Genomic DNA, 15,157 nt, shown 5'->3' with positions numbered 1-15,157 from the left:
CTTCCCTCCATATCTTGTCTCCCCAAAGTATTAGCTATTTTTTACCGCCAGACGCCATTTCATACTAGCGGGTCGCCTCTTTGGTCCGTGGAGTTTTAACCCACGTCTGGGGCTGGCGGTTCAGGGCCTTCATGATGGAAGCCGCCGTATATGGCAGGGGCAAAAAGAAACTGGCAAAGGGCAGGGCCAGGAGCTGCAGGAACCCGATAAACTGCTGCCACCAGTTAACCGGCGCCATCAAGCGGTGGAAGTGGCCGTAAGCATAAAAGGTAAAGGCAAAGTAGATGAAAACCAGGTAATGGAGGACCACGCGGATTTTAAAAGGGACGATCGAGAGATCAAGCCCGCCGTTCAGCCCCAGGATGACAATGGATAAAGGCACCAGTACCGCGCCCTGATAGAGGAGCCACTCGCCCTGGCCCTTCCAGAAGAGGTTGTGGAGTAGTGGGCCCCTCTTATCCCAGGAATACTGGTAGGCATAACGGAATTTATCACAGACCTGGAGGTGACCGCTACCCCAGCGCAAGCGCTGCCGGAAAAAGGCGTACAGGGTGGCCGGCGTTTGTTCGGTGCTGAAATAAGGGAAATACTCGGCCCACACCCCTGTCTCCAGGAAGGCCCGCACCCCCAGCTCGAGGTCTTCCGTCAGGGCGCGGTGATCATAACCCCCGATACGCTCCAGGAGGCGCCGGCCGACGAAGAGATTGGTGCCCCCTACGAAGGGCAGCTTCTTCATTAGTATGGGCAGGTAGATCTCATGGGAGATGGCCTGGTAGATGGCGGCGATCTTTGTAATAATACCCAGCTGGTAGAAATTACGCACCTGGAAGACGGGACCCTGCCAGATACGCTCCCGCGGGTCATGGAGCCAGGACCAGGCTATGTAAAGGAGAACATCAGCCTCTGGATGGCTCTCGGCGTCATAGAAACCACAAATAGTCGTCCGCGGGTCGACAAACTCCAGGCCGTAGTTCAGGGCCCGGCCCTTGGTGGAAGGGATGCTGTGCCCCCGCCGTGAACCCCGGAAGCGGCCGTCAAAATCGTAGGGAACGGTACAATGCTTCAGCTGGGGCATACCCGGGCGCGCTGCAAACTCACGGATCTTGGCCTCGACCACTTCCATGGTGGTAGGCCCCTCGCCCTGGCCTTCGGCCTTGGCCAGGGCTTCCTTTTCATCGGTGATTACCAGGATCTCATAACGATCATTGGGGTAGTTTAAGGAGGCCAGGTGTTCGATGGTGTTGGCTATAACCTCGGACTCGTTGCGGGCCGGTACCATAATGGTAAAGAAAGGGATCTCCAGGCCCTTCGCGGCGGCCAGGGCCTTTACCTTTTCAGCATCAAGGGGCAGGCGTTTACGCCAGTGATACTTGACGGCATACCATTTCCAATAGAAATATCTCAGGAAGAGGCCGAAAAAAAGCAGGTAGAACCCCACGGTAATTAAATAAAGGATTTGCGCTGGACTTATCGTTTCCCAATCCATATTTGTTCCCCCAATCAGGGTATTCAATACCGCATCCAATTATAACATCGGTACCGGCTTCCACCAATTGGTTGGAGTAACGGTACAAGGACCGGAGGCCTTATTACGACACCAGGAAGTTGATTTACGGCCTTCAGGTCGCTATTGCTGGTTCTAAGCGCCTGGTCCTCTTGATGGCTGTATTATATTGACGGCGAAATTATAAAAATAGTATAATCAAAAAGAGGTGTTTCCTGTGGTCGACGTATCCCTGGTCATAGCCTTCGGTGCCGGCTTGCTCTCCTTCTTTTCTCCCTGCATTATACCCCTCTTACCGGCATACTTTACTTATCTCGGCGGTTCGGCTGTAGCCAGCGGCCAGGTACAGGACCTGGGCCGCTCCTTCTTAGCCGGGCGGGCGGCCCTTTTTACGGCCGGTTTTGCCCTGATTTTTATTCTCCTGGGGGCCTCGGCAGGGGGCCTGGGTTACGTTCTCCAGGCCTACCGGCCGGTGCTGAACCGTCTCGGTGGAATTTTAATAATAATATTCGGTATGCAGGTGGCCGGAATTGGGCGTATACCCTTCCTGGCCCGGGAGAAAAAGTGGGAGCTCAGGCCCCGCACCCCCGGGGCGGCAGCTTCCTTTCTCCTGGGGATGGCCTTCGCCGCCGGCTGGACTCCCTGCATTGGCCCGGTCCTGGGCTCTATTTTAATTTATGCCGGCAGCCAGGCCACCCTTCTCCGGGGAATGCTGCTCCTGGCGGTCTATTCCCTGGGCCTGGCCGTACCCTTCCTGCTGGCTGCCCTGTTCCTGGGACCGGTTTTATACTCCCTGCGGAAGTTTTCCCGTTATTTGCCGCAAATATCCCTGATAAGCGGTATTATTCTTGTCGTTATGGGGGTTCTGGTCTTTTTGGGCCGTTTGAACACCTTTATTTAAGACTGGAGGAATGTCACTATGCAACCTAAATGGCGGGTGCCATTGCTGATTATCCTGCTCATGGTTGCCGTCCTGGCCCTTGCCTTTTTCCTGCCGCACCGGGGCGACCAGGTACGTGCGCCGGACTTTACTCTGCCGGCCCTGGATGGTAACCAGGTGGATCTAAAGAGGTTGCAGGGCCAGGTGGTGGTCTTAAACTTCTGGGCCACCTGGTGCCCCTATTGCGTAGCGGAAATGGAGGAACTGGATGCCGCTGCCGGGAGGCTGGCACCCCGGGGAGTAAAGGTCCTGGCCGTTAATATCATGCAGCGGGAGACAATCCAGGGTATCCGTGCCTTCCTGGGGGAAAAAAGACATAATTACCTGGTCCTCCTGGACCGGGGCAGTAAGGTGGCAGATGCATATGGGGTAAGCGGCATACACACCACCTTTATCATTGATCGCCAGGGCCGCCTGCGCCGCGTCAAGAAGGGTCCCCTGGGCCCGGGCGAACTGGACCGCCTGCTGCAGGACATTATCTAAATGTGTATAAATAAAACCGGCAGGGACCTTCGTTCCTGCCGGTGACCTCCTGGCCGCTACGACCGTCGTAATTGGCGGGATTAAACGGCTTTTTTAAATACCGATGTAGCCGCGCATCATGCCAGGGCGGTAATAGGCAGAATTTTGATTCCCCTGGCCCGGGTTAGAGCCGGCACCACCGATGCCCCAGCCACCCATCATACCGTAGCCGGCGCCATGTCCACCGCAAAAACCGGGTCCGAAACCTGGACCAAAGCCATTTTCTTCCCGATATTTCTCCATTTGCTGGATGTGCTGCTTCATCAGGTCACCCTGCTCTTTGGTCAGCTGGCCGCTCTCCACATACTTGTCGATGATCTGCTGACGCAACTGGGCGATTTGCTGGTAGAGGGCGTTTATGTCCGCCTTCTGCTGGTCCGTCATGGCTGCAAAGGCCGCCGGCGCCAGCACCACCAGCATTAAAACTGCGGCGAGGACGATAGCGATTTTTTTCTTCACCTGCGCCACCTCCTTTCAGCTTCTAGTTTAACCCCGGGATATCATAAAATTATGGTGATAATGTTAAGAAAGTGTGAAACTTGACAGGGCAGGACCTTTTAACTTATACTCGATTTAGAAATACTATAGTAGACTTAAGCCATGGCCCAGAGGAGCGAAAAAAATGCGCGTATGTGGTAAACGTATCCGGGAACTGCGGGAGGAACGCGGTTATTCCCTGCAGGACCTGGCGCAGCGGGCGGGGGTTTCGGTATCTTACTTGAGCGAAATTGAACGGGGGGCCAAAAGGCCCTCCTTAAAAACCCTGGATAAAGTAGCCCGGGCCCTGAACCTCCCCCGGGAACAACTCATAGAAACCGGTGGTGAAGGCGGGCTGGCACCGGGTGAGAGGATCCGTCTCCTGCGGGAGCGGGCTGGCAAAAACCTGAATACCCTGGCCGAGGCTGCCGGTATCTCCGTTTCCTACTTAAGTGAAATTGAGCGGGGCAATGTTTACCCCGCTATTGATACCCTGAAAAAAATCACCGCTGCCCTGGAGGTTCCTTTAAGCTCGGTTATCGGTACCGGTGGTTCCCTGGGCCACAAATTACGCCAGGCCAGGGAAGAAAGGGGCCTTACCCAAGCCGAGTTAGCCAGGGCTGCCGGCGTCTCCGCCGGGCTTATTGGCCAGATCGAACAGGGTAAAGTACAGCCCTCCTTAAAAACCCTGGAAAGGGTGGGGGCGGTGTTGGATATTTCACCCTGTTACTTTATCGCCGATGATGCCGGAGTTGACGAGGTATTAAACCAGATGAGCCCCGAGTTACGCCAGTTGCTTATCGAACCCCAGGTCCAGTCCGTACTGCGGCTGATCTGCAACTGTAACGAGTCCGAACTGCGATTTATCCTCAACTTTATCCAGCTCTATAAGCGCAGCCACTAAAGGCTTAGCTGGGCGATTAGTTGCTGCAGGGTGGTTGCCGAGTGTTTCAGGGCCGCCTTTTCCCTGGCCACCAGGGGAATGGCCAGGACCTTTTCCCGGCCCTCGTTCCCTACCAGGCAGGGCAGGCTCAGGGCTACCTCGCCGTCGATACCGTAGAGGTCACGAATGACGCTCGATATGGTGAGGACACTGTGCTCGTTACGGAGGATGCACTCAATAATCCGGCTCAGGGCGAGGGCTACCCCGTAGGAAGTAACCCCTTTTCGCTCGATAATCTCATAAGCCGCCTCCCTGACCTGATGGCTGATCTCTACCCGGAAGGCTTCTTCTTCCCGCATGCCGTCCATAAGGTAGAACTCCTCCAGATCGACGCCGGCCACATTGGCCAGGCTCCAGACCGGCACCTCGGTGTCGCCGTGCTCGCCGATAACGTATGCGTGGATATTGCGGGGATCTACACGGTAATGGCGGCTCAGGAGGTGACGGAAGCGGGCGCTGTCAAGGACGGTGCCCGAGCCCAGGACTCTATTCTCCGGCAGACCGGAGATCTTCCAGGCTACATAGGTAAGGATGTCTACCGGATTGGCCACCATGAGAACGAGGGCCTCAGGACAGTAGTGCAGAATCTCGGGCAGTGCCTGGCGGACAATGGCTGTATTGCGGTGGATCAGGTCCAGGCGAGTCTGCCCTGGCTGCTGGTTGGCACCGGCCGTGAAGATAACAATCCTGGAACCGGCACAGTCGGCAGGACGGCCGGCATAAACCTCTACCGGCCGGATCAGGGTCGCCGCATGGGCGAGGTCCATGGCTTCCCCTTCGGCTTTGGCATGGTTTACGTCCACCAGTACCATTTCCTTGACCAGGGGGCTGAAAAGGAGGGCAAAGGCCGTACTTGAACCTACATAGCCGGTGCCAATAATGGCTACCTTGGCCGGACCCTGCAAACCCATAATAAAACCACCTCCCCCTTATTCTTGGTCTCCGCGGATTAACCCCCGCAGATTGGACATATGCACCCGACATTAAGCTCTCTTGCAATTTTTCTTCAAGCTTTTAAGGGGCAAAGGCTTCCGGATACGCACCAATTTACGTCACACCCTCACGGGATATCTGGGCTGCAATCCTGTCTCGATATGACGACGGTAAAACTTGGCCGGCGACAGGTAGTGTAAACTAGAGTGCAATCGGCGGTTGTTATAACGGCTAACGAATTCCACGACCGCCTGATATGCCTCCGCGTAGGTCCCAAACTCGCCCATCGACAAGCATTCATCCTCAAGAAGCCGATGGTACGATTCGATATATGCGTTCATATTCGGTGTCTTGGGCGGTATTCTCTCGTGTAGGACATTCCATCGCTCACATTCCGATTCAAACAGATGGCTTACAAACTGGGGTCCATTATCCGAACGGATGATGGGTAATGGTAAATTCCTTTGAAGAATCTGACGTTTCCACAATGCTGCTCGAAAAGTTTCAACGGCATGTCTGGCTTCACAGGTTAGACCAATATGATAGCCCACAATCTGCCTGTCATAGACGTCAATGTACGACAGCACAAAGAAAAACCGGTCTTCTCCTGCAATGTATCCGTACTTGACATCGACCTCCCAGAGCTGGTTTGGCGCTGTGATAGTGCGGTTCTGGGCCAAATTCCGCGGGTGTTTCCGACGGAGGTTCCGTTGTGGCCGCAGAATATCCAGTTCCTTACACAAGCGGTATACCTTTTTCTCGTTCACCACCAGCTCATGATCTTGTCGAAGCATATGAGTGAGCTTACGGTACCCGTAGGCGTAACCATCACCGGAAATAGACTCCATAATCCATTCCTTAATCTGTTCATCACTGACCTTGCGGCCGCCCACAGTCAGTGAATGACCAGGAAACGGACGTCTACCCGTCGTGGTATGCGGCTTGGGTTCATGTGTTAATTGATAATAATAGGTGGATCGAGAAACCCCCACTATGCGCAGCACGAGAGTAGCGTTGTACCCGGCTGTGATCCACTTGTGCGCAATGGCTACTTTATCTGCAAGTGAGGGTTGGCTTTTTTTAATAGGTCACGCAATATAGCAATTTCAAGGTCTTTTTCGCCCAGAAGTTGCTTTAGATGGGTATTTTGTTTGTCTAACTCACGGTTCTCTGCAACGAGTCGGGCGTGTTCCTGCTGAGTAACGTGGGTGGCGTTTCCCTTTGGGCTACTGCCTTGCATGGGTTGGCCGGCTTTGTACTGACGAACCCATCGGCTGACAATATTCGGCCGGATATCATACTTCCGAGCAACGACGGAATTATTTCCGGCAGCGATGGCCTGTTCGACGACCTGGCGCTTGAACTCTAGGGTAAATTTCCGACGTTCCACTTGAACAACCTCCTGACCTTATAGTCTCATGAATTTGGAAGATTGTCCAATCTAATTTCGGGGCTTAAGAGTCCGCCCAGCGGTTTATGCGGCTAAGTCCTGGAACTATTTTTTGCAAACGGAGCCAGGAGCAATGAATATCAACCATTTAATTACTTTCATTACAACCGTCGAAAAGGGAACCCTGTCGGCGGCGGCCGAAGAACTGCACCTGACCCAGCCGGCGGTGAGCAAGCAACTCCAGGCCCTGGAAGACTACTTCGGTCTGCGCCTCCTGGAGCGCCGCGGCCGGGAAGTGCGGCTGACGGCCGCCGGGGAGATCTGCTACCGCCATGCCAGGATAATCGCCAGCCATCTAAACCAAACCCGGCGGGAACTGGCGGAGCTAACCCAGCTGGTGCGGGGCCGCCTCCTCCTGGGGGCCAGTACCACCCCCGGGCAGTATATCTTGCCCCGGCTGATAGGTGCCTTTCGCCGGGAATACCCCAGGGTGGAGGTTATCTTGACAATCGCCGACACCCAGGAAGTGGTGCAGCGCCTCCAGGAGGGCGAGATTGATCTGGGGGTGGTCGGCGCTGCCGGCGGCCGGGGAAAGAATCTTTCTTACAGCCGCCTGGCGGGGGATGAACTGGTACTTATCGTCCCGCCGGGGCACCGCCTGGCCGGGGCAACGGCCATATCCCCCGGGGAGCTCAAGGAAGAACCGCTGGTCTGGCGGGAATCCGGTTCCGGGACCCGCAGGGTGGTAGAGGAGCGCCTGGCGGCGGCGGGTTTTACCGTCGATCCAGAGCAAATCGTTATGGAACTGAGCAGTACGGAAGCCATTGTCAGCGCCGTGGAGGCCGGCCTGGGCATCTCCCTGGTTACCTCCTGGGCGGTGGAAAAGAGCGTCAAGCTGGGACGCCTAGCAGTCGTCACCCTGCAGGGCGTAGACTTAAAAAGGGACCTGTACCTGGTCCGGCGCCGTCAACCTTTAAGCCCGGCTGCTGAAGCCTTTGTCAATTTCGCGGCCGACCACCAGCCCCGGCCGCTGGTATCTTGACGCCAGGACGGGAAACAGGTATTATTAACTTAAATTAAAATTTAAATTGAATAGTCATCTCCGAGCCGGTGCTCCTAAGGGCTGTCGCCTATGGAACACCGGCCTGGGTTTCGTACCCACGGGGTAGGTCGGGAAACGGGCCTGCCTCCCTTTGCTCGGAAAGGAGATTCCCCATGGCTTCTGGACAACGGAGTCCCGGTATCCTTTGCGAGCCGGGCTTTTTTATTTATTCCGGCGGCGCCAGGGGGCCGTAATGGCAATTTAAGGCGGATAGGGCCTCACAGTGGCTGACGCCCCCGCCAGTGAAGAATGAAAATGTGGGCTGAGGACCATTTTGCCAGAAGTATATTTTGGGAGGAGCCCAAGAGTATGAAATTACGGCGCGCATCAATATTAATAGCGAGTACCCTGATTGCCGCCCTGGCCCTGGCCGGCTGCCGCCAGGTTGCAACACCGCAGCCCCGGCAACAGGGGCAACAGCCCGGGGGGCAACTGGTAGTCTTTGCCGCGGCCTCCCTGACGGACGCTTTTGGCGAGATCGGCCGGGCCTTCGAGAAGTCCCACCCGGGCGTTACGGTCAAATTTAATTTCGGCGGCTCCCAGCAACTGCGGACCCAGATCGAGCAGGGCATGAGCGCCGACGTCTTTGCCTCGGCCAACCAAAAATACATGCAGGAACTTGTTGCTAAAGGCCTGGTGGAACCACCCCGGGATTTCACCGCCAACACCCTGACCGTCATCGTGCCTAAAAATAACCCGGCCGGTATTAAAAGCGCCGCCGACCTGGCTAACAAAGGGAAACTCGTCCTGGCAGCACCGGACGTCCCCATAGGCAAATACAGCCGCCAGGCCCTGGAGAAGCTGGCCACCCTCTACGGGTCCGATTACCCCAAACAGGTGGAAAAAAGGGTGGTCTCCCAGGAAACTACCGTACGCCAGGTGGTGGCCAAGGTGGCCCTGGGGGAAGCCGATGCCGGTATCGTCTATGTCACCGACATCAATTCTTCCTACCGGGATAAGCTGGATACCATACCCTTTCCTCAAGAGGCTAATGTCCGGGCCACCTACCCCATAGCAGTAGTCAAGGATTCCAAACAGGCCGGACTGGCCCGGGAACTGGTAAACCTGATCTTAAGCCCCGACGGCCAGAAAATTCTGGCCAAGTATGGCTTTTTGCCTGTTAAAGAGGGAAGTTAGAACCCGATTTCCGGAGGAGCCCCGTGAAACGCCTGACCTTCCTGCCGGCCCTGGCCGGCCTTGTTTTCATACTTTATATTGTCCTGCCGGTGGTCAGCATCTTCCTGAACATTAACTGGCCCCGGTTAAGTACCACCATCAGGATGCCGGTGGTTTTACAGGCCCTGCAACTCAGTGGCCTGACGACCCTGGTAGCCACGGCCGTAACCATCATCCTGGGTACGCCCCTGGCCTACTTCCTGGCCCGGCGCAGCTTTCCCGGCAGGGAGGTTATCGATACCCTCCTGGACCTGCCCCTGGTGCTGCCCCCGGCTGTGGCCGGGGTGGCTCTCCTCATGGCCTTCGGCCGGCGCGGTCTCCTGGGGGCACTACTGGCCGGGTGGGGGATCTCTCTGCCCTTTACCACCGTGGCCGTTATCCTGGCTCAGGTTTTTGTCGGCGCCCCCTTCTTCCTGAAGACGGCCAGGAATGGTTTCGCCGCGGTGGATACTTCCCTGGAGGCCATTTCCCTGACCCTCGGCAAAACGCCCCTCCAGACCTTTTTTCGGGTGACCCTGCCCCTGGCCTTCCCGGCCCTGTTCAACGGAGCCATTATGACCTGGGCCCGCGCCCTGGGGGAATTCGGTGCCACTATCATGTTCGCCGGCAATATGCCGGGGGTTACCCAGACCCTGCCCCTGGCCATTTATATGGCCATGGACAGCAACATGGAGGCGGCCCTGGTAATGGCTGCTCTCCTGGTCCTGGTTTCCTTTGCCGTGCTCCTGGCGGTAAAGAAAGTTGCCCGGGGAGGTGACGGCCATCCTTACCCTTAATGTCCACAAAACCCGGGGTGATTTTAAACTCCAGGTCGCTTTAACTATGGGCGAAGAGGTCCTGGTCATCCTGGGGCCTTCCGGAGCCGGCAAGTCAACCATCCTGAATATGATTGCCGGCCTGGTAACCCCCGACGGCGGCAGCATAATCTGCCGGGATACGGTTTTTTTCTGCCACGAAAAGGGGCAGAAGCGGGTCAACTTGCCGCCCTACCGCCGGGGCACCGGTTACTGCCTGCAGCACCCCGGCCTCTTTCCCCACCTGGATGTAAGTGGTAATATAACTTACGGGGCGCCAGCCGGCATGAACCCGCGGGAGAGGGAGACGCGCCTGCAGGAACTTCTGGCGCTCCTGCGCCTTGAGGGGTTGGAGCATCGCCGGCCCGGCGAGCTCTCCGGCGGCCAGCAGCAGCGGGTAGCCCTGGCGCGGGCCCTTTTCAGCCGGCCGCGGATACTCCTTTTGGATGAGCCTTTTGCCGCCCTGGACAACCTCATCCGGGCCAGGCTGCGCTATGACCTGCTAAACGTGCGCCGCTCCTTCCGCGTCCCTATGATCCTGGTGACCCATGACCTGGAAGAAGCCTATATGCTGGGCGACCGGATAGCCGTCATGGATAACGGGCGGTTACTCCAAATCGGCAGCCGGGAGGAAGTCTTTTACCATCCTGCCAACCGCCGGGTGGCCCGGTTTGTCGGCTTTCGCAATATCTGGACCGGCCGGGTCCTGGCCGCCGACAGGGAAGGAGATACCCTCCGGGTGGCCGGGGAGAAATTCCAAGCCCAGCTGCCCTATGCTCCCCTGGAGCCCGGCCGGCGGGTGGCCTTTGGCATCCGGCCGGAGGACGTTATGCTCATCCGCCCGGGGCGGATCTTAAGCCGGCCGGTGCGGGAGAATGTTTTTCAGGTAGAAGTGACGGCCGTAGTACCCGAAGTCCATACCTGCCGCGTCTTTCTACGGCTGGAGCAGGGCAAAACCTACGATATCGAAATGCTGCTGCCACGGCATGTCTATCAGAGGGAAAAAATAACCCCCGGGGATCGCATAATGGTTTCTTTAAAGAAAGAAGCCCTGCATGTGTTGCCAGAATAATTCCGGTTCTTCCTCCGTCGTTTTGCTCCCCTCCTCTCCCCGCCGTCCTTGCGGGGGGGCGTCCTATAGCTGGAGCCTGGAGGCTCTATTTTCATCCATGGATGGGGCCTTAGTAGCAGTATGGGTGCCTTGTACTCCCGGCGGAGATTAAGTATAATCACAGCATGAAAAGCAGTTAGAACTGGAAAAGGGATGACTGGGAAAGTGCCTGCTAACCTGCCACCGGCGGGGGGGATCGTCCTGGCCGGGGGGAAGAGTACCCCCATGGGCACCAACAAAGCCCTGCTGCCCCTGCGGGAAAAATCTCTCCTGGCCACGATGGTAACCGTCCTGCGGCCGCTATTTAACGAGATAATCGTAGTAGCCAATACCCCTGATGTATACCGTCTGGCAGCCTTCGAAGCCTGCCTGCTAAGGCAAGAATACCAGGCCTTTGCCTTTTACCCCGGCGTCAGGGCGCAGTACATATTTAAGGATGGAAACAGCCGTGGCTGGAGTAAACGCTTCCTTTAGCCTGGAGGAAGGGCGGGAACTCCTCCTGGCCGGGTTAAAACCGACGGGAAGGGTGAAAATAAAACTGGCTGAGGCCCCGGGCCGCATCCTGGCGGAACCGGTGGTGGCGCCGTGCTCCTTCCCGCCTTTCCCGCGTTCCCGGGTGGACGGTTACGCCCTGGGACTGCCCCCGGCCGCCGGCGGGGCATCGGGAAAAATCTACCGGCTGGTGGCTACAGTAGCGGCAGGTAGCTGCCCGGCTGTCACCCTGGGACCGGGTACGGCGGCGGCTATTTTCACCGGCGCCCGGCTCCCGGAAGGCACAATAACCGTTATTCCCAGAGAACTGGCGGAGCGCCAGGGGGACCTGGTCATAGTGCCGGAGCTGCCCCCGGGGGGCAGGTTCATGGAAGCTGCCGGATCGGAGGTGGCGGCCGGGGAAAGGGTCCTGGCCGCCGGCACTGAACTGGGACCGGCGGAAATCGGCCTCCTGGCCGCCCTGGGCCTTACGGAAATAACCGTCTACCGTAGTCCCAGGGCGGTCCTGGCGTCCAGCGGCAGCGAACTGGTGGAATTGCCTGGCCTCCGGGGAGGCTGCCCCGGCGGCCGGCAGGCAGGTGGCGAGGCGATAAGCCCTGTTGCCAGCCAGGTTCGAGCACTCGGGCCCCGCATTTATAATAGTAATTTCTATGCGCTGGCGGCAGCCGCCAGCCGCGATGGCGCTCGGGTAATCCCCCTCGGGCCGCTGGCCGATGAACTGGAGGAACAGGTAGAGGCTTACCGGAAAGCCCTGGAGGAGGGCGATGTACTTCTAACTACCGGTGGAGCCGGCGGTAGCATCCGTGACCTGACGGCGGCGGCCTTTACCGGTGCCGGGGGAGAAATCCTCTTTACGACAATCCGGATGCGCCCGGGCCGGCGGGTGATAGCCGCCCGCCGGGGGGATAAATTACTCCTGGGCCTGCCGGGCAATCCACCGGCAGCGCTGGTGGCTTACTACCTCCTGGCGGCACCGGTGATTCGCGCCCTGGGGGGGAGGGAAGTCCTACCGGCAACCTTCCCGGCGGTACTGACGGCGGCCATAGATAAACCGAGGCCCGAACGGGCCTTTATCTGGGCCCGGGCCTGGCCCGGTACGACCGGCTGGCAGGTAGCGCCCCTGCCGCGTCGCCCGGGGGGTATCCGCGCCGCTATTGGGGCCAACGCCCTCATTGACCTCCCCGCCGGCCCGGCTCCTGGAGCCGGGGAAGAGGTAAGGGTGGTGCTGCTTACTGCCCGGGGTTCACAATAAGGCCTGCCTGATAATAAGTAGATTGCCTGATAGTCTTAGGGGGTACAATCATGAGCGATTCCAAAGATAAGCGGATCCCGGTTATCTCTGTTGTCGGTAAGTCGGACGCCGGCAAGACGACCCTGCTGATCAAGCTTCTGCCGGAATTGAAACGGCGGGGTTACCGGGTGGCAACCATCAAGCATGATACCCACGGCTTTGACATCGACCGGCCCGGTAAAGATACCTGGCGCCATGCCGAGGCCGGCGCCGATGTGGTGGCCATTTCTTCGCCTACGAAGATGGCCCTCATCGAAAAGGTAGAAAGGGAAATGCCCCTGGACGCCATAGCCGAACGGATTCAAAACGTCGATCTCATCATTACCGAGGGGTATAAGCGCGGGGATAAGCCCAAGATCGAGGTTCACCGGGCGGCCGTCGGCGGCGAACTCCTCTGCGGGCCGGAAGAACTCCTGGCCGTGGCCACCGATGAGCCCCTGGACATAGACGCTCCCTGCTATGACCTTGATGACGCTGCCGGCCTGGTGGACTTGATTGAGGCCAGGGTCCTGGCACCGGCGGGCCTGGTGCGGCCGGGGAGCCGCTAAACCAGCCTGCCGGCACGACGGGCTTTCCTGCCGAGCGATGAACGCCCGAACTGCACCCCGGGCTTTCAGAAGGCCCGACATAATCTGCTGACCCTTTACCCCTCGGAGCAGTATACATATAATAATATGTAAAAACGTGGGGGGGTCAGAGGATGGGCCGAATTCTCAATGCCTACGACCGGGCACTCTTGGAGTTGCAGCAGAACCTCCTGCATATGGGGGATTACGTTGTCGGCCAGCTGGACCAGGCCCTGGCGGCCCTGAAGACCCAGGACGTCAAAATGGCGCGCCAGGTCATCATGGGTGACGATGCTACCGATGACCTGGATCATAATATCGAAATGTCCGCCCTGGATCTATTCTCCCTGCAGCAACCCTCCGGCGAGGACCTGCGTACCCTGGCTACAGTCTTGCGCGTCAGCAGAGAATTGGAGCGCATTAGCGATTATGCCGTCAACATCGCTGAGGCGGCTGAACGCCTGGCCGAACTGGGGCCATACTTCAAGCCCCTGGCGGATATTCCCCGGATGAGCGACCTTGCCCGGGCCATGTTGCAGAGGAGCCTTGAGGCTCTGGTGGACCGCAACCTGGATCTTGCCCGGGAGGTGGTGGAGGCCGATGACGCCGTCGATCGTCTCTTTGAGGCCCTTTATGATGAACTGGTGGGTTATATGAAAAGGGGTCCGGAGTACGTCGACCAGGCCAGTTACCTGGCTCTGGTGGCCCGTTATCTGGAGCGCATCGCCGACCACGCCGTCAACGTCGCCGAAATGGTTGTTTACCGGGAGACTGGCCAGCGCCGGGCCTTTAAGGACCGGCAGGGCCCGCAAAAAAAAGCCCCGTAGAATAGGTAATGGAGGTCAGTGATGCTTTTTACCGTTGCGACCGGGCTGCTGGGAGGCCTGGCCTTCTTCCTTTATGGCATGAACCTCATCAGCACCGGCTTGCAAAAGGCGGCCGCCCGCCAGGTGCAGCAACTCCTGGGGACGGTGACCAGGAATCGTTTCTACGGCATGCTGGCCGGGCTGGTGGTTACCATCTTCCTGCAAACCAGCGCCGTCACCACCGTGCTTCTGGTAGGCTTCGTTAGCGCCGGCCTCATGAGCCTGGGCCAGGCCCTGGGGGTCATCCTGGGTGCGGCTATCGGCTCCACCCTTACGGCCCAGCTCATTGCCTTTCGCCTCAGCGACTATTCCCTCTGGGCGGTGGTTGCCGGTCTCATCCCATATCTCGCCGCCCGGCGCCTGCGCTGGCGTTACCTTGGCCAGGCCATCCTCGGGTTTGGCCTTATTTTTTATGGTGCCGCCCTCATGGGTACGGCTATAGCGCCCTTTAGCACCATACCCGGTTTTACCGCCGTCCTGCAGCGCCTGGCGGCCCATCCCTGGATGATGATGCTGGCGGCCACCCTCTTTACGGCCATTGTCCAGGGCAGCGCCGCCCCGGTGGTGGTGGCCATGACCCTGGCGGCCCAGGGCGGCCTGGCCCTGGAACCGGCCCTGGCCCTGGTCCTGGGCGCCAACCTGGGGACCACAGCCACGGCCTTTATCTCCAGCATCGCCCTTTCCCGGGAGGCCAAGCGAGTAGCCCTGGCCCATTTCTTTTTTAAACTCGCGGGCGTTCTCCTCTTTTTACCCTTCCTGGGCCTCTATGCCGGCCTGTCCCGCCTTACTTCCACGGACGTTGCCCGCCAGGTGGCCAACGGCCATACCCTGTTTAACATTATAAACATGCTGGTCTTTATTCCCTTTACGCCCATGGTAGGCCGCCTGATGGAAAGGCTCCTGCCCGATGCTCCCGAGGAGGAAAAGGTAGCCAAGTATCTGGACACCTCCCTTCTGAACGTGCCGGAACTGGCCCTGGCAGGGGTGACCCGGGAACTTCTGCGCATGGCCGGGATTATCAGGGAGGAGATGTTCCCCCGGGTCATGTGA

Annotated in this window: 17 protein-coding genes and 1 riboswitch; of the genes, 12 read left to right on the top strand and 5 right to left on the bottom strand. The window is 58.2% G+C overall.

Annotation, left to right across the window (positions count from 1 at the left end):
• Nucleotides 1-64: 64 nt before the first annotated feature.
• Entirely contained in the window at nucleotides 65-1,486 is a 1,422-nt protein-coding gene (locus tag MOTHE_RS08980) for a glycosyltransferase family 2 protein (RefSeq protein WP_053094936.1), read from the bottom strand.
• Nucleotides 1,487-1,721: 235 nt separating this feature from the next.
• On the opposite strand from MOTHE_RS08980, the gene MOTHE_RS08975 reads away from it, so the two are divergent.
• Nucleotides 1,722-2,405, top strand: a complete 684-nt coding sequence (locus tag MOTHE_RS08975) for a cytochrome c biogenesis CcdA family protein (protein ID WP_011393330.1) — start codon at nucleotides 1,722-1,724, stop codon at nucleotides 2,403-2,405.
• Nucleotides 2,406-2,423: 18 nt separating this feature from the next.
• A complete protein-coding gene (locus tag MOTHE_RS08970) occupies nucleotides 2,424-2,927 on the top strand; it encodes a peroxiredoxin family protein (protein ID WP_011393329.1) in 504 nt (167 codons plus the stop codon).
• A 93-nt stretch (nucleotides 2,928-3,020) separates the two neighbouring features.
• On the opposite strand, the gene MOTHE_RS08965 is transcribed toward MOTHE_RS08970, so the two are convergent.
• Nucleotides 3,021-3,425 (bottom strand): YckD family protein, encoded by a 405-nt coding sequence (locus tag MOTHE_RS08965; RefSeq protein WP_011393328.1) that lies wholly within the window; start codon nucleotides 3,423-3,425, stop codon nucleotides 3,021-3,023.
• A 163-nt stretch (nucleotides 3,426-3,588) separates the two neighbouring features.
• Between MOTHE_RS08965 and MOTHE_RS08960 the strand changes: the two genes are divergently transcribed.
• Nucleotides 3,589-4,347 (top strand): helix-turn-helix domain-containing protein, encoded by a 759-nt coding sequence (locus MOTHE_RS08960; RefSeq protein ID WP_011393327.1) that lies wholly within the window; start codon nucleotides 3,589-3,591, stop codon nucleotides 4,345-4,347.
• Here MOTHE_RS08960 and MOTHE_RS08955 read toward each other — a convergent pair.
• The 3 genes from MOTHE_RS08955 to MOTHE_RS08945 form a co-directional block, all read right to left on the bottom strand.
• The gene (locus MOTHE_RS08955; RefSeq protein ID WP_011393326.1) at nucleotides 4,344-5,297 is read right to left on the bottom strand and encodes an L-lactate dehydrogenase; all 954 of its coding nucleotides are present in this window, start codon (nucleotides 5,295-5,297) and stop codon (nucleotides 4,344-4,346) included. The genes MOTHE_RS08960 and MOTHE_RS08955 overlap by 4 nt on opposite strands.
• A 141-nt stretch (nucleotides 5,298-5,438) precedes the next feature.
• Nucleotides 5,439-6,350 carry an IS3 family transposase gene (locus MOTHE_RS08950; RefSeq protein ID WP_259372347.1) on the bottom strand — a complete coding sequence of 304 codons (912 nt, stop codon included), beginning with the start codon at nucleotides 6,348-6,350 and terminating at the stop codon, nucleotides 5,439-5,441.
• Between the two features lie 17 nt (nucleotides 6,351-6,367).
• A complete protein-coding gene (locus MOTHE_RS08945; protein WP_011391837.1) occupies nucleotides 6,368-6,709 on the bottom strand; it encodes a transposase in 342 nt (113 codons plus the stop codon).
• Nucleotides 6,710-6,842: 133 nt separating this feature from the next.
• Here MOTHE_RS08945 and MOTHE_RS08940 point away from each other — a divergent pair, with 133 nt between their 5' ends.
• The 9 genes from MOTHE_RS08940 (at nucleotide 6,843) to MOTHE_RS08900 (ending at nucleotide 15,157) form a co-directional block, all read left to right on the top strand.
• On the top strand, nucleotides 6,843-7,751 hold the full coding sequence (locus MOTHE_RS08940; protein ID WP_053094934.1) for a selenium metabolism-associated LysR family transcriptional regulator: 909 nt from the start codon (nucleotides 6,843-6,845) through the stop codon (nucleotides 7,749-7,751).
• A 46-nt stretch (nucleotides 7,752-7,797) separates the two neighbouring features.
• Nucleotides 7,798-7,933, top strand: a riboswitch (molybdenum cofactor riboswitch).
• A 187-nt stretch (nucleotides 7,934-8,120) separates the two neighbouring features.
• Nucleotides 8,121-8,948 (top strand): molybdate ABC transporter substrate-binding protein, encoded by an 828-nt coding sequence (gene modA / locus MOTHE_RS08935; protein ID WP_011393324.1) that lies wholly within the window; start codon nucleotides 8,121-8,123, stop codon nucleotides 8,946-8,948.
• 23 nt (nucleotides 8,949-8,971) lie between these two features.
• On the top strand, nucleotides 8,972-9,763 hold the full coding sequence (locus MOTHE_RS08930; RefSeq protein ID WP_011393323.1) for an ABC transporter permease: 792 nt from the start codon (nucleotides 8,972-8,974) through the stop codon (nucleotides 9,761-9,763).
• Nucleotides 9,741-10,853 carry an ABC transporter ATP-binding protein gene (locus tag MOTHE_RS08925; RefSeq protein WP_011393322.1) on the top strand — a complete coding sequence of 371 codons (1,113 nt, stop codon included), beginning with the start codon at nucleotides 9,741-9,743 and terminating at the stop codon, nucleotides 10,851-10,853. Before MOTHE_RS08930 ends, MOTHE_RS08925 begins: the two co-directional genes overlap by 23 nt.
• Before the next feature lie 204 nt (nucleotides 10,854-11,057).
• Nucleotides 11,058-11,366 carry a molybdenum cofactor guanylyltransferase gene (gene mobA, locus MOTHE_RS08920; RefSeq protein WP_011393321.1) on the top strand — a complete coding sequence of 103 codons (309 nt, stop codon included), beginning with the start codon at nucleotides 11,058-11,060 and terminating at the stop codon, nucleotides 11,364-11,366.
• A complete protein-coding gene (locus MOTHE_RS08915) occupies nucleotides 11,341-12,636 on the top strand; it encodes a molybdopterin molybdotransferase MoeA (RefSeq protein ID WP_011393320.1) in 1,296 nt (431 codons plus the stop codon). The genes mobA and MOTHE_RS08915 overlap by 26 nt, the downstream gene beginning before the upstream one ends.
• A 50-nt stretch (nucleotides 12,637-12,686) precedes the next feature.
• Complete coding sequence (gene mobB, locus MOTHE_RS08910; protein WP_011393319.1) at nucleotides 12,687-13,223, top strand: molybdopterin-guanine dinucleotide biosynthesis protein B; 537 nt, start codon at nucleotides 12,687-12,689, stop codon at nucleotides 13,221-13,223.
• Nucleotides 13,224-13,375: 152 nt separating this feature from the next.
• Complete coding sequence (phoU, locus tag MOTHE_RS08905; protein WP_011393318.1) at nucleotides 13,376-14,068, top strand: phosphate signaling complex protein PhoU; 693 nt, start codon at nucleotides 13,376-13,378, stop codon at nucleotides 14,066-14,068.
• Nucleotides 14,069-14,089: 21 nt separating this feature from the next.
• Nucleotides 14,090-15,157: a Na/Pi cotransporter family protein gene (locus MOTHE_RS08900; protein ID WP_053094933.1), complete on the top strand. Its 1,068-nt coding sequence runs from the start codon at nucleotides 14,090-14,092 to the stop codon at nucleotides 15,155-15,157.

The sequence above is a fragment of the Moorella thermoacetica genome (assembly GCF_001267405.1).
GTDB lineage: Bacteria > Bacillota > DSM-521 > Neomoorellales > Neomoorellaceae > Neomoorella > Neomoorella thermoacetica.
This window is presented reverse-complemented; position numbering and strand designations above follow the sequence as displayed.